Raw genomic sequence first — 13,465 nt, 5'->3', positions numbered from 1 at the left:
AACTAGAACACTAACATATTGGTGACAACTTAGGGACAGTACAATAACAGAATCACCAAAGTATAAAAGCAGACTTCTGATTTGTAATCTTGCGACATTAGAAAAACCAAATGAAGTTCAACATAATGGTTAATTAGAATACAAAAATTGCCATAAAAAAGCCGCTTAATAGCGGCTTTCTAGTGTATTTTTCAACATTTTTATTTTTGTCTTTGTCTAAAACGGAATATCATCATCAAAATCGAAGTCAGGCTCAGCCATAGGTGGCTTATTTCCTGGATTTTGTTGATTTGCACCTGGGTTTTGTTGAGGTGCATTACCGTATTGCTGACCACCGCCTTGTTGTGGTGGTTTAGCGTAATTCTGTTGAGGTGCCTGCGCTGGCTTTTGTGGTGCTTGGTTATATTGACCACCACCTTGATTCGAATAACCACCTTGCTGATTATCAGACTGGCCGCCACGACCGCCTAACATTTGCATTTGATCAACAATAATCTCTGTGGTGTATTTGTCTTGACCACTTTGATCTTGCCATTTACGCGTTTGTAGTTTGCCTTCTACATATATTTGCGAACCTTTACGCAAATATTCGCCAGCAATTTCAGCTAAACGACGGTACATGGTCAATCTATGCCATTCAGTGCGTTCTTGCATCTGACCGCTTTGGTCTTTCCAGCTTTCACTGGTAGCCAAACTGAGGTTTGCTACTGCATTGCCGTTAGGCATATATCTAACTTCTGGATCTTGTCCAATGTTACCCACTAAAATGACTTTGTTGACACCTTTAGTTGCCATGTTTACTCCTATTATTCGTTGCTAAATAAGTTGTCTTTCCCATTTTCGTATATCTCAAGACATACTTATTTAGCATCCAAGCAGATATTTCTAAATTGGTTATAAAATTCAGAAACTTACCTAAATATTTAGATAGAAAAGGTATGTTCGCTGCCAATTTAGTTAAAAAACTTGGCATCATTGTTTCGTATTTATCCGCAGTATTGTAACCCGAATATTTAGTTTTATCTCAAAAAAATCGGAACTAAATTCAGTTTAAATTGCTTATTATTAATATAAATGAATTTGCTCGTTCAGCTAGTCTAGTTTTATCGGTTTAGTCGTTTTAAAAGATTTTCAGCCCGTTGCACCACAGGTAAATCAATCATTTTATTCGCAAAATTAGTTGCACCTGTGCCCTGCTCATATTGCTGCTGGAAAGATTGAATGAGTTCATTTGCTTGTTTTACTTGCTCTTCAGTGGGCATAAACACCTGATTCAAAATCTTGACCTGCATTGGATGCACACAGGGGGCACCAGAAAAACCAATTTTATTGGCAAGCTCAGCGGCAACTTGAAACTGAGTAGGGTCGCTAAAATCGGCAATGGAAGCAGGGAAACCCATGGGGGTAATATTCGCCCGCCGACAAGCCATAATTAATTGCTGACAAGGGCCAATAAGGGCTTCAGTGGTGGGCTCCATACCGATGGACAAGGATAAGTCTTCGGTTCCCATGGTCATTGCCATTAAACGGGGCGAACTTGTGGCAATTTCGTCCAATTTAGACATAGCGTCAACATGCTCAATTTGCGCAATAAGTCGGGTATAACCTTGGGGCATTTGCTTTTCTTGTTCGATTTCATCAATGCTTTGCGCAATCAATTGAATATGAGCTGCACTACTAACTTTTGGGATGATGATGGCGCAAATTTGTGGATCCACTACCGCTTCTAAATCTCTGATTGCCAGTCGTAAACTTGCGTTTATTCTCACTAGCGTATCCGCTCCCTTTTTTGCCACCACTTTTGCAGCGGCAATAAGGTTGGCTCGGGTCGTCTCTTTATGGGCCATGGGAATACTATCTTCTAGATCCAGAATATAACCGTCGGCTTCACGGGTATGGGCTTTATCGATAAATTTTTGATTATTAGCTGGTAGAAATAACAACGAACGCCAAGGAATTAATTTAGTCATCTGTGTTCTCGCCTAAATTGGCCATTACGTTTTGCGCAAAATGGCCCAATCGTTGAAATTAGTATGAACGCCTTTCAGCATTATTGCGGCGCAGTATTTAACACCAGTTGTTGGGCTTGGCGAAGATTAAATTCTGCTGTCGCTTTCACATAGACACTATCTTCATGAGTTACCAATGCAAGGTCTACTACCCCAGGCATCGCTAGCAACTGTTGTTTTAACACTTCAAGATCGCCCGCTCCATTTACACCACTTAAGGTATAACGTCGATACTTACTCACGCTTTTCAGGTTATATACGATGGCGGTCCACACTAACAAAATGCCAACGGCAAACATTAATACCTCTGAGGGAGAGAAATATTGATTCAGCATACCAGCTAACATTCCCCCTAAAAAGGCCCCGAAAAATTGGAAACTCGCATACATGCCCATAGCCGAGCCTTTTTTGCCAGCGGGAGCAATGCTGGATACCCAAGCGGGTAAGTTTGCTTCTAAGTAGTTAAAACCACTAAAGAAGATCACTGCAAAGGCCGCCATAGTGTATAAGCTTGAGGATAAAGATAAACCGGCACAGGCAATCATCAGTAAAAAGATGGAGACTAACATCAACACCTTTTGAGAAACCTTTCTATTCAAGCCCATCAAAATCGTTAAACCCAAGATGGAAGTCAATAATACTGGAAGATAGAGCTTCCATTGCACTTCCACCAATAACCCCATTTGTTGCAGCATTATCGGTAATTGCATAAAGAACAAGGTAATCATCATATGCAACAAACACACACTGAGATTCAATTTTTGAATTTGTTGATCACCAAAGAGCTTAGCCACATCTTTCCAAGTCGGAAGGGTATCACCAGAGGGCGCACTATTTTGTTGGGACGGCACCACAAAACCAACAATCAATATACACAATAGCGCTAGCACCGCGGTGACAAAAAATATCCCAGACAGTCCCCACACATTTGAAATCATTGGGCCGATCATTAATGCTAAGTAGAAAGAAAAGCCAATAGCGATACCAATAATGGCCATTACTTTAGGACGTTGATTTTCACGACTGACATCAGCGGCTAATGCCATAATCGCCCCAGCAATGGCTCCGGTTCCTTGCAGTATGCGGCCTAGCACCAGCATCCACATGTTATCGGCAAAACCGGCAATTAAACTGCCAAGAGAAAACAACAGTAACCCCACGACGATGATGGGCTTTCGGCCAAATTTGTCGGATAACATACCCATTGGAATTTGCAGAAATGCTTGGGTCAAGCCATACCCACCTATGGCTATTCCCACCATAAGAACAGAATAATCAGGGTAATTTTGGGCTAATATTGCCAAAACCGGCATCACCATAAACAGCCCTAACATTCTTAGGACGTAAATAAAGGCAAGAGACAAGGCGGCACGTAATTCAGTTGCGTTCAAAACAAATCACTATGGTTTAAATAAAGCTAAATGGAGTCTTCCCATATCAAGTACGCGAGTTACAAAACTTTTAAGCTCGTAAAATTGATAAAGAAGTGAATACTAATTGGCCGCGAAGTTTATCACAGCATTAAAATAGGCGATAGATCGATAAAAAGGCGTTTTAAATAAAAATTTTTAGCTTTTTTTGGAATAATATCCCGTTCTCAATAGAGCATGATTTGCAATTATGTAATACTGATCTTTTGGTCAGGCAACATTCTGGATCCATGGATAAAATTGAAGTAAGGGGTGCACGCACCCACAATCTGAAAAATATTAATATAACGCTTCCTCGTGACAAGCTAATTGTGATTACGGGCCTGTCGGGTTCGGGGAAATCTTCTTTAGCCTTCGATACTTTATATGCTGAAGGGCAACGGCGTTATGTAGAATCCCTTTCCGCCTATGCCAGACAATTTTTGTCGATGATGGAAAAGCCCGATGTAGATCATATTGAAGGTTTATCACCAGCTATTTCTATCGAGCAAAAATCAACGTCTCATAATCCCCGCTCCACAGTAGGGACCATAACCGAAATCTATGATTATCTCAGGTTATTGTACGCCCGTGTGGGTGAGCCCCGCTGTCCAACTCACCATGTTCCTTTAGCGGCGCAAACAGTGAGTCAGATGGTTGATCGGGTGCTGGAGATGGAAGAAGGCACAAAATTAATGCTACTTGCGCCTGTGGTGCAAGAGCGCAAAGGCGAGCACATTAAAACTCTTGAGGGGTTAGCTGCCCAAGGTTACATCCGTGCACGTATTGATGGTGAGGTTTGTGACCTATCCGATCCCCCTCAACTTGACCTGCATAAAAAACATACCATTGAGGTGGTTGTTGACCGCTTTAAAGTCCGTGAAGATCTTGCCTTACGTTTGTCGGAGTCATTTGAAACGGCATTGCAGTTGTCAGCAGGTGCCGCCAAAGTGGCATTTATGGACGAGCCGGATAAAGACGAATTGGTGTTTTCAGCTAACTTTGCCTGTCCACATTGTGGTTACAGCATGGCTGAACTCGAACCCAGATTATTCTCATTTAATAACCCTGCTGGTGCATGTCCAACTTGTGACGGCTTAGGTATCAAGCAATTTTTTGATCCTGGCAAAATTGTGAATAATGAAGAATTGAGTTTGTCAGGAGGCGCCATTCGCGGCTGGGACAAACGCAGTTACTACTATTTTCAAATGTTACAAGCGGTCGCTGATCATTATGGCTTTAGTCTTACGGCTCCCTTTGCAGAATTGGATGACAAACACAAAGATGTTATTTTATTTGGTAGCAAAGGCACAGCAATCAAATTTAAGTACATTAATGACCGTGGCGACATTATGGAACGCAAGCATCCATTTGAGGGCATTATTCCCAATATGGATCGCCGCTATAAAGAAACAGAATCTAATGCGGTACGTGAAGAACTGTCTAAATACCTTAGCCAACAACATTGTAATAGTTGTGGTGGTGCCCGTTTAAGATTAGAAGCCAGAAATGTCTTTATCGGCGAAACAGCGTTACCAACCATTACCGAAATGTCCATCTCTGATGCACTGTCATTTTTTGATGAATTAGATTTAAGCGGACAGCGAGCACAGATTGCTGAGAAGATTTTAAAAGAAATCAACGACCGCTTAAGTTTTTTGGTTAACGTAGGTTTGAACTACCTTTCGATGTCGCGAAGTGCCGATACCCTGTCAGGCGGTGAAGCCCAACGAATTCGATTAGCCAGTCAAATAGGTGCAGGTTTAGTTGGTGTTATGTACGTACTAGATGAGCCTTCTATCGGCTTACATCAGCGGGATAACGAACGTTTGTTGAAAACCCTACGCCACCTGCGGGATTTGGGTAACACAGTTATCATTGTTGAACATGATGAAGACGCCATCAAAGAAGCTGATTATGTGGTAGATATAGGCCCTGGAGCGGGTGTCCACGGTGGCCAAATTGTAGCGGAAGGCACTCTTAAAGATATACTAGAAAGTGAAGACTCACTTACTGGTAAATACCTATCTGGAAGGGAACGTATAGAAATCCCCAAAGAACGAAATAAAGTGAAAGACGACAAGTGGGTGAAGCTAACAGGGGCAACAGGGAATAACCTACAACAGGTAGATTTACATATTCCAGTTGGCCTTATGACCTGTGTAACCGGTGTGTCTGGCTCTGGTAAGTCAACCTTGGTAAATGATACATTTTATAAATTAGCTCATCACGCCTTAAACGGTGCCACCACAGGTGAAGCCGCACCTTATAAAGACATCTCTGGACTGGATCAACTAGATAAGGTAGTTGATATTGACCAGAGTCCTATCGGCCGTACACCACGTTCAAACCCTGCAACCTACGCCGGTATTTTCACTCCAATTCGTGAAATGTTCGCGGCCACCCAAGAAGCGCGCTCCCGAGGTTACAAACCAGGACGCTTTAGTTTTAACGTCAAAGGTGGGCGTTGTGAAGCCTGCCAGGGTGACGGTCTGATAAAAGTGGAAATGCACTTTTTACCAGATGTGTATGTTCCCTGTGACGTGTGCAAAAGCAAACGTTACAACCGTGAAACTTTGGAAGTGACCTACAAAGGTAAAGATATCAACCAAGTGTTAAACATGACGGTGGAAGAGGCACGCGAGTTTTTCGATGCTATACCGTCTATTTCCCGCAAACTGCAAACCTTAATGGATGTAGGTTTGTCGTACATTCGTTTAGGCCAATCGGCCACCACACTCTCTGGTGGTGAAGCACAACGGGTGAAACTCGCCAAAGAGTTATCTAAACGTGATACTGGGCAAACGTTATATATTTTAGATGAACCCACTACAGGTCTGCATTTCCACGATATTAAACAACTGTTAGAAGTTTTACATCGACTGCGTGATCACGGTAATACCGTAGTAGTGATTGAACATAACCTAGATGTGATAAAAACCGCAGATTGGATAGTTGATCTGGGGCCAGAAGGTGGTTCGGGCGGTGGAAATATTATCGCTCAAGGTACACCCGAAGACGTCAGTAAGGTAAAAGGCTCTCACACTGCGCATTTCCTTAAACCCATTTTGGACAATGCCTGACAGGCATAAAGAGATACGGATAGAGTATGTTTAGCGAAAAGTTTAATGTCAGATTTTATGAAACAGATGGTTTAGCCCACGTCAGTAACACTGTCGTTGCTGGCTGGTTTGAATGTGGCAGAGAGCCTATCTTCAAAATGTTTACGCCAGATCTAGATTTAAAAAATTGGCCTTTGATTTTAGCCAGTTACAAAATCGATTTTCATTTGCAAATATTTTACGGCAAACCCGTAGAAGTGCGCACATATGTGAGCAGAGTTGGCAATAGTTCATTCGATACCTATCAAGAAATTTGGCAACAGGATCAAAAAGTCGCTTCTGGCAGCACTACATTAGTTCGTTTCGATTTTAAAACCAATAAATCAGTGCCCATTGACGATTCTATCAAATCCCAACTTAAGCAACATATTTACTCCGAGTTGGAAGCTGAAAAATGACAGATTTTATTGAAGTCATCGATAACGTTTTACCGGAAAAGTTGTGCCAAGGATTCATTCAACGTTTTGAAGCCAGTAAAAATACTCAGCAGGGCCGCACCGGAGGCGGGGTCGATACCGACAAAAAGCTTAGTAAAGACGTATCAATTGTGCAAAATCCGGAATTTCAACCTGAATACCAAGCGCTACTTCCTTTGTTATCCCAGCAATTGATGAAGTATTTTGAAAAGCATTTTTTTGCTCTTATCGGCCCAATCGGCTTAACCGTTCAAGATCCAAGCAATGGTCAACCCGTCAAGTTAACCCAAGAAAACTTCGAGAGAGTGGGCAAACCAAATTTACAAAACCTAGTGCAATATCTTTTTCGTATTGGTGACATTAACGCGCAAAAATACCAAATGAAAAAAGGCGGTTACCCCTATTGGCACTCTGAAGTTTATCCTCAAGCAGGTAATAATGAAGCACTGCATCGTATCTTATTGTTTATGTTTTATTTGAATGATGTAGAAGAAGGTGGCACCACAGATTTTTATTATCAAGATAAATCCGTGCAACCCAAAGCGGGAAGAATGGTCATTGCGCCAGCCTATTTTACCCATACCCACAGAGGCTGTGTGCCGGTTTCCAATGACAAATATATCCTCACATCTTGGGTATTGTTTAATCAAGCAGACCGTATTTATACAGGCTAGTTTAACTAACTAGACTCTAGCGTTGTTTAACCGTCATAGGGCAATACTTTTTTTCCCTGCAAGGTATATCCTACGGTGGCGATTTCACCACTCCAACCTTCAGTAGTTAAAGTTCCAACCACCCAAACCACATCCGTTAACGCCACTGCAGGTACCCCTTCAGGAATTTTAACATAAACAATTTGATTGGGTGGCGGCGGCGGAACATGAATACAAGCACCGAAAAATGGAACTAGCAAAAACTCAGTAATTTTGTCTTGATTGCCTTCAATAGGTACAACAAAGCCTGGTATTTTGACTTCCATATTATTGAACTTTGTTACCACAGGCGCGGACAAGTTTTGCTGTCCAAGAGACAACGCGTGATTTATGTCCACCGGCGGCGCAATATAATTTTGTGGCACCAAATCTTCCCAAAATACTTCTGTTGGTTCACTAAACGCTAAGGTTGTGTTAACTAACAAAGCAAACAATAAACTAAGTCTTAGAACATGCATAAATTTAGTTCGTCCTTATAATATGGGCTTAATGGTTGCTGATTCTTCTGATCGAGCAGCAGCCTTGACATTCTTATCAGCCTGAATAGCTTTATTGGCCCAACCCAAAAGGTTCTTTTTTACTTCATTGCCTGCATCCGGTGAGTCAGGAATATTCAACGCCAGCAATAGTGAACACACGGCAAAACTTGCACCGATGAAGAATACTAAAACCGGTGAAGTTAGCCAAACAATACCTAACAAAGCAGGTATCACCACCGCAGCAATATGATTAATGGTAAAGCTTACCCCTGCTGTAGACGCAATATCACGGGGATCAGCAATTTTCTGAAAATAGGTTTTCATGGCGATTGCCATGGCGAAAAACAGATGATCGAGCACATATAAAACAGCTGCCCATTGTGAATTAGTGACTAAAGCGTAGCTAACAAAAATAACAATTAAACCAATGTATTCCACTGTTAATGCCCGACGTTCGCCTACTTTAGCGATCCAGCGACCAATTTTGCCGGCAAAAAATAAGTTAAATACGTAGTTGATAATAAACAGTAGGCTGATTTCCCCAACACTATAACCAAACTTTTCGACCATCATAAATGAGGCAAAAACCATAAAGATTTGTCGACGGGCACCGCTAAAAAAGGTTAAGCAATAATATAACCAATAGCGTTTTCGCAAAAACATATGTTTGTGTTGGGTAGAGGGCTGCTTAAACTGCGAGAAGAACACCCACAAAAATATCACTATGACTAAACCTAACCCACCAGCAAGCATGTACATGGTTTGATAGCTGATACCCACATAATCCATCAGCAGCCAAATACTGCCATAGGCAAATAAAGAGGCGAAACTTTTCACCGCTAATTGCTGACCCATAAAGTGAGCAGTTTTGTCTTTTCCTAACCATTGCAAGGTCAGCGATTGATTCATAGTTTCAAAATAATGAAACCCAATGGACATAATCACCGTTGTGCAATACAAACCAATCTCAAATGGAAAGAATCCCGTCATTGCAACACCAACACACATGACGGCGAGGGAGAGCATGGCTAAGGTTTGCTCTTTGATAACCAATAATAGAAAGACCGCGGTAAACGCTAGAAAACCCGGTACCTCTCGCAGGCTTTGCAGCATACCAATTTCCGCACCGCTAAAATGAGCTTTTTCCACCACAAAATTATTCAGTAGCGCATTCCAAACCGAAAATACCAAAGGCATCACAAAGGCCATGGCCAACAACAACAGTTGTGGATTATTTCGAATTGAATTCAGCTTCATGTTTTTGTCGAGCCATATGAAGAAATAATAAAGAGTGGCAAGTTTACAGGAGTTTGCAGATAAATGCTGGTATAGAAAAATTAAAAAAAAGGGCTAACGTGACGTTAACCCTTTTCTCAATGCAGTTGGAATTAAGCTTTTTCTTCAGCTTCGTAGCGTTTTACGCTATCAACAATTTCAGCTTTAGCTTCTTCGCAGTTGCCCCAACCTTCGATTTTCACCCATTTATTAGGTTCTAAATCTTTATAGTGGGCAAAGAAATGCTCAACTTGTTGCTTAGTTAGCTCTGGGACCTGGTCGATCTCTTTAACATCGCGATAGATAGTAGAAAGCTTATCAATAGGCACAGCTAAAACTTTAGCATCTTCTCCTGACTCGTCGGTCATTTTCAAAACGCCAACAGGTCTACATTTAATAACTGAACCAGCTAACAATGGGAATGGTGTCATTACCAAAACATCAACCGGGTCACCGTCAAGAGAAAGGGTTTGAGGCACATAACCGTAGTTAGTTGGGTAGTGCATACAAGTTGCCATAAAGCGGTCAACAAAAATAGCACCCGTATCTTTATCTACTTCATATTTTACTGGGTCAGCATGGGCTGGGATTTCGATGATGACATTCACTTCATCTGGCAAGTTTTTACCGGCTGGAACAGCATTTAAGCTCATTGATTGATACCTTTAAGTTGTGATTTAACGTAAATTACCGTAATTATAAAGACTTCCAGCGCAAGATGAAATCACTACCTTGGTCTTATTAAGGTTGTTTTAAAGTATTATGAGGAATTAACCCGTGCATTATGGCGCATTTGTGCCAAGACGATTTAAAAACTCCAATAAAAAAGGGCGTAAGTTATAAACCTTCGCCCTGAGTAAAACAATTTATTGGTGCAAATCTAAACGTTAGACTATTTTTTTGCGTAATAGGTAACGCAAGTCTCTACTTCTTCTTTAGATCCCATGATAACCGGAACGCGCTGATGAATTTCTTCTGGCATTACTTCCAAAATTCGTCTGTCGCCTGTTGTAGCTGCACCGCCAGCCTGTTCAATTAGGAATGACATGGGGTTGGCTTCATACAATAAACGTAATTTACCTGCTATTTTAGGGTTACGTTTATCAAACGGATAGGCAAACAGACCGCCGCGAGAAAGGATACGGTGAATGTCGCCAACCATAGCGCCGACCCAGCGCATATTAAAGTTTTTACCTCTAGGACCTTCGTCACCAGCAATAAGATCATTGATATAGTTTTGCATTGGTTCTTCCCAATGACGCTGGTTAGAGCTATTGATCGAAAATTCTTTGGTTTGCTCTGGTACTTCAACATTCGCTTCGGTTAATAAGAAGCCTCCGTGAGTTTTATCCAGAGTATAAATATGGGTACCTCGTCCAGTACTCATGGCCAACATTGTGGATGGACCGTAAAGTACATATCCAGCGGCAACAATTTGCGTACCAGGCTGCAAAAATGCAGAAGGATCATCCGCCTCCATCCATTGTGGTGCATGGGTAATCGAGAAAATAGTACCAATCAAACTATTGATATCAGTATTTGATGAGCCATCAAGTGGATCGAAACTCACTAAATATTTACCTTCAGGGTGACAACCAACAACGTCATCTTCTTCTTCTGAAGAAATCGCTTTCACATAACCAGATTCTTTCAATATATCTTTTAGAATTTGATTCGAAATAACGTCAAGTTTCTTTTGCGTTTCACCTTGAACGTTTTCACTTAACAAAGAACCTAGCACGCCTGCTAATGCACCTTGACTAACCCTAAAAGAAATTTCCTTGCAACCTGCTAATAATGTGCGGATTAACAGTATTAGCTCCATTGGAGCGCCGTCTTCTTGTAATTGCGAATTGAGTCGTTTCATTCTTGTGAAAGCCTATTTTTAGATTTTGGAAAAGGACATGGTTTTGACAGTAATCATTACTAATCATAGAACACATTAATAAAGTGTACCTTTATTAAACACAAAACTCAGCACAAAAAACAATAAGTTAAATGAATATCCATTTGTAGGTATTCCAATCTCTGTTAACCTTACGAAAATTTTTTTGAAAAAATCGAAAATTATGCATATTCATATTCTAGGGATTTGCGGCACCTTTATGGGTGGAATAGCCGCCATTGCCAAGTCAATGGGACATCACGTAAGTGGTTCCGATGCCAATGTTTACCCGCCCATGAGCACCCAATTAGAATCTTTAGGTATTCCACTTACCCAAGGATTTGATCCATCCCAACTCAGTCCAGAACCCGATATTGTGATTATTGGCAATGCCATGTCACGGGGGAATCCGTGCGTGGAAGAAGTGTTAAATCGCAACTTAAACTACACCAGTGGGCCCCAGTGGTTATCTGAAAACGTATTAAAACAAAGGTGGGTAATAGCCGCATCAGGCACCCATGGCAAAACCACCACGGCCAGTATGATAGCCTGGATACTCGAATATGCAGGCTTACAACCAGGGTTTCTGATTGGTGGGGTTCCTGAAAATTTTGGCATTTCAGCGCGCTTGGGAGAGTCTCCGTTTTTTGTCATTGAAGCTGATGAATACGACAGCGCATTTTTTGATAAACGATCCAAGTTTGTGCACTACCATCCCCGTACCCTAGTGCTTAATAACTTAGAGTTTGACCATGCAGATATCTTCGAAGATTTGGCCGCAATTCAAAAGCAGTTCCATCATTTAATTCGTATTTTACCTGGCAACGGCTTGGCTTTAGCCCCCGCGGCCGATGAAAATATCGCACAGGTTTTAAAACAAGGGTGTTGGAGCTCAGTGCAATATTTAGGCACCGATTGGCAAGTAGAAAATCAAAGTGATGATGGTAGTGAGTTTGATGTTTTATTGAACAACACCAATATGGGACGAGTAAACTGGTCGTTGATTGGTCAACACAATGTTCACAATGGCATTATGGCAATTGCCGCTGCTCGTCATGCTGGTGTAAAGCCTGAATTAGCTATTGAAGCTTTGGGCCAGTTTGTAAATGCAAAAAGGCGAATGGAAACCCGTGGGGTAGTAAATAACATCACCGTTTATGATGATTTTGCTCACCATCCTACTGCCATAACAACTACCCTTGAAGGGCTCAGACACAAAGTTAAAGACGCTCGTATTTTTGCGGTGCTAGAACCTCGTTCCGCAACCATGAAAATGGGAGTACATAAAAATACGCTAGCTAAATCTTGGAGCAGTGCCGATCAGGTACTACTGTTTCAACCAGACAATTTAGACTGGTCTTTAGCACAACTCACCGCAGGTTCAGAGGTCCCTGCACAGGTTTATGATAATGTAGACGATATTATTACTGCGTTGTTGCAAAGTGTTGCTCCAGGAGACCATATTTTGGTGATGAGTAACGGTGGATTTAGCGGCATTCATTCACGTTTATTAGAGCAACTGGCCAAACATGAATTTTGATAAAAAAATAACTCTCGCGTTTACTGGCGCTTCCGGCGCACCCTACGGGTTGCGCTTACTTGAAACTCTAGTGGCAGCCAATTACCAAGTTTATTTGCTGATATCTTCAGCCGCTAAGGTAGTGTTAGCCACCGAAGAAGACTTAAAAATCCCTGCAAACCCTAAAACCTGTAGCGAATTTTTTACTCAGCGTTTTGGTGGGAAACCTGAACAAATAAAGGTATTTGGCAAAGACGAATGGTTCTCTCCTGTAGCCTCAGGCTCGGCGGCACCAAAACAAATGGTGGTTTGTCCATGTTCAACAGGCTCTTTGAGTGCCATCAGCACTGGTAAAAGTGACAACCTCATTGAGCGGGCAGCGGATGTAGTGATAAAAGAACGAGGACAGTTAATTTTGGTTCCTCGAGAGATGCCGTTATCGACTATTCACCTTGAAAACATGCTGAAGTTATCGCAAATGGGTGTGACTATCATGCCGGCGGCACCCGGTTTTTACCATCAGCCTAAGCGTATCGAAGACTTAGTTGACTTTGTGGTGGCGAGAATTCTCGACCATTTAGATATTGATCAAAAATTGATGCCTCGCTGGGGCTATCATAAATAAATGAAGAGAAATA

Annotated in this window: 12 protein-coding genes; 5 read left to right on the top strand and 7 right to left on the bottom strand. The window is 41.7% G+C overall.

The features are described 5' to 3' along the window. Nucleotides 1-216 precede the first annotated feature (216 nt). From ssb to AB6T38_RS10020, 3 genes are all read right to left on the bottom strand, one after another. Nucleotides 217-795 carry a single-stranded DNA-binding protein gene (ssb, locus tag AB6T38_RS10030; RefSeq protein WP_348492261.1) on the bottom strand — a complete coding sequence of 193 codons (579 nt, stop codon included), beginning with the start codon at nucleotides 793-795 and terminating at the stop codon, nucleotides 217-219. A gap of 308 nt (nucleotides 796-1,103) precedes the next feature. After that, complete coding sequence (locus AB6T38_RS10025; RefSeq protein WP_372547187.1) at nucleotides 1,104-1,970, bottom strand: CoA ester lyase; 867 nt, start codon at nucleotides 1,968-1,970, stop codon at nucleotides 1,104-1,106. 80 nt (nucleotides 1,971-2,050) lie between these two features. Then, nucleotides 2,051-3,400 (bottom strand): MFS transporter, encoded by a 1,350-nt coding sequence (locus AB6T38_RS10020; RefSeq protein WP_372547186.1) that lies wholly within the window; start codon nucleotides 3,398-3,400, stop codon nucleotides 2,051-2,053. Between the two features lie 269 nt (nucleotides 3,401-3,669). Here AB6T38_RS10020 and uvrA point away from each other — a divergent pair, with 269 nt between their 5' ends. The 3 genes from uvrA to AB6T38_RS10005 are packed head-to-tail and all read left to right on the top strand — an operon-like array spanning nucleotide 3,670 to nucleotide 7,630. Further along, entirely contained in the window at nucleotides 3,670-6,501 is a 2,832-nt protein-coding gene (gene uvrA, locus AB6T38_RS10015) for an excinuclease ABC subunit UvrA (RefSeq protein ID WP_372547185.1), read from the top strand. Between the two features lie 26 nt (nucleotides 6,502-6,527). Continuing rightward, complete coding sequence (locus AB6T38_RS10010) at nucleotides 6,528-6,938, top strand: acyl-CoA thioesterase (protein WP_372547184.1); 411 nt, start codon at nucleotides 6,528-6,530, stop codon at nucleotides 6,936-6,938. Further along, nucleotides 6,935-7,630 carry a 2OG-Fe(II) oxygenase gene (locus AB6T38_RS10005; RefSeq protein WP_372547183.1) on the top strand — a complete coding sequence of 232 codons (696 nt, stop codon included), beginning with the start codon at nucleotides 6,935-6,937 and terminating at the stop codon, nucleotides 7,628-7,630. The genes AB6T38_RS10010 and AB6T38_RS10005 overlap by 4 nt, the downstream gene beginning before the upstream one ends. 26 nt (nucleotides 7,631-7,656) lie before the next feature. Here AB6T38_RS10005 and AB6T38_RS10000 read toward each other — a convergent pair whose 3' ends face one another. From AB6T38_RS10000 to AB6T38_RS09985, 4 genes are all read right to left on the bottom strand, one after another. After that, complete coding sequence (locus tag AB6T38_RS10000) at nucleotides 7,657-8,127, bottom strand: DUF3299 domain-containing protein (RefSeq protein ID WP_372547182.1); 471 nt, start codon at nucleotides 8,125-8,127, stop codon at nucleotides 7,657-7,659. 15 nt (nucleotides 8,128-8,142) lie between these two features. Beyond that, a complete protein-coding gene (locus AB6T38_RS09995) occupies nucleotides 8,143-9,405 on the bottom strand; it encodes an MFS transporter (protein ID WP_372547181.1) in 1,263 nt (420 codons plus the stop codon). A gap of 131 nt (nucleotides 9,406-9,536) precedes the next feature. Further along, entirely contained in the window at nucleotides 9,537-10,076 is a 540-nt protein-coding gene (gene ppa, locus AB6T38_RS09990) for an inorganic diphosphatase (protein WP_348492253.1), read from the bottom strand. A gap of 239 nt (nucleotides 10,077-10,315) precedes the next feature. After that, nucleotides 10,316-11,290, bottom strand: a complete 975-nt coding sequence (locus AB6T38_RS09985; RefSeq protein ID WP_372547180.1) for a class 1 fructose-bisphosphatase — start codon at nucleotides 11,288-11,290, stop codon at nucleotides 10,316-10,318. Nucleotides 11,291-11,492: 202 nt separating this feature from the next. On the opposite strand from AB6T38_RS09985, the gene mpl reads away from it, so the two are divergent. Both mpl and AB6T38_RS09975 read left to right on the top strand, forming a co-directional pair. After that, nucleotides 11,493-12,848 (top strand): UDP-N-acetylmuramate:L-alanyl-gamma-D-glutamyl-meso-diaminopimelate ligase, encoded by a 1,356-nt coding sequence (mpl, locus tag AB6T38_RS09980; protein ID WP_372547221.1) that lies wholly within the window; start codon nucleotides 11,493-11,495, stop codon nucleotides 12,846-12,848. Then, entirely contained in the window at nucleotides 12,838-13,452 is a 615-nt protein-coding gene (locus tag AB6T38_RS09975) for a flavin prenyltransferase UbiX (RefSeq protein WP_372547179.1), read from the top strand. Before mpl ends, AB6T38_RS09975 begins: the two co-directional genes overlap by 11 nt. Nucleotides 13,453-13,465: the final 13 nt, after the last annotated feature.

The organism is Aliiglaciecola sp. SL4 (assembly GCF_041538045.1).
In the GTDB taxonomy this organism is placed as follows: Bacteria; Pseudomonadota; Gammaproteobacteria; order Enterobacterales; family Alteromonadaceae; genus Aliiglaciecola.
This window is presented reverse-complemented; position numbering and strand designations above follow the sequence as displayed.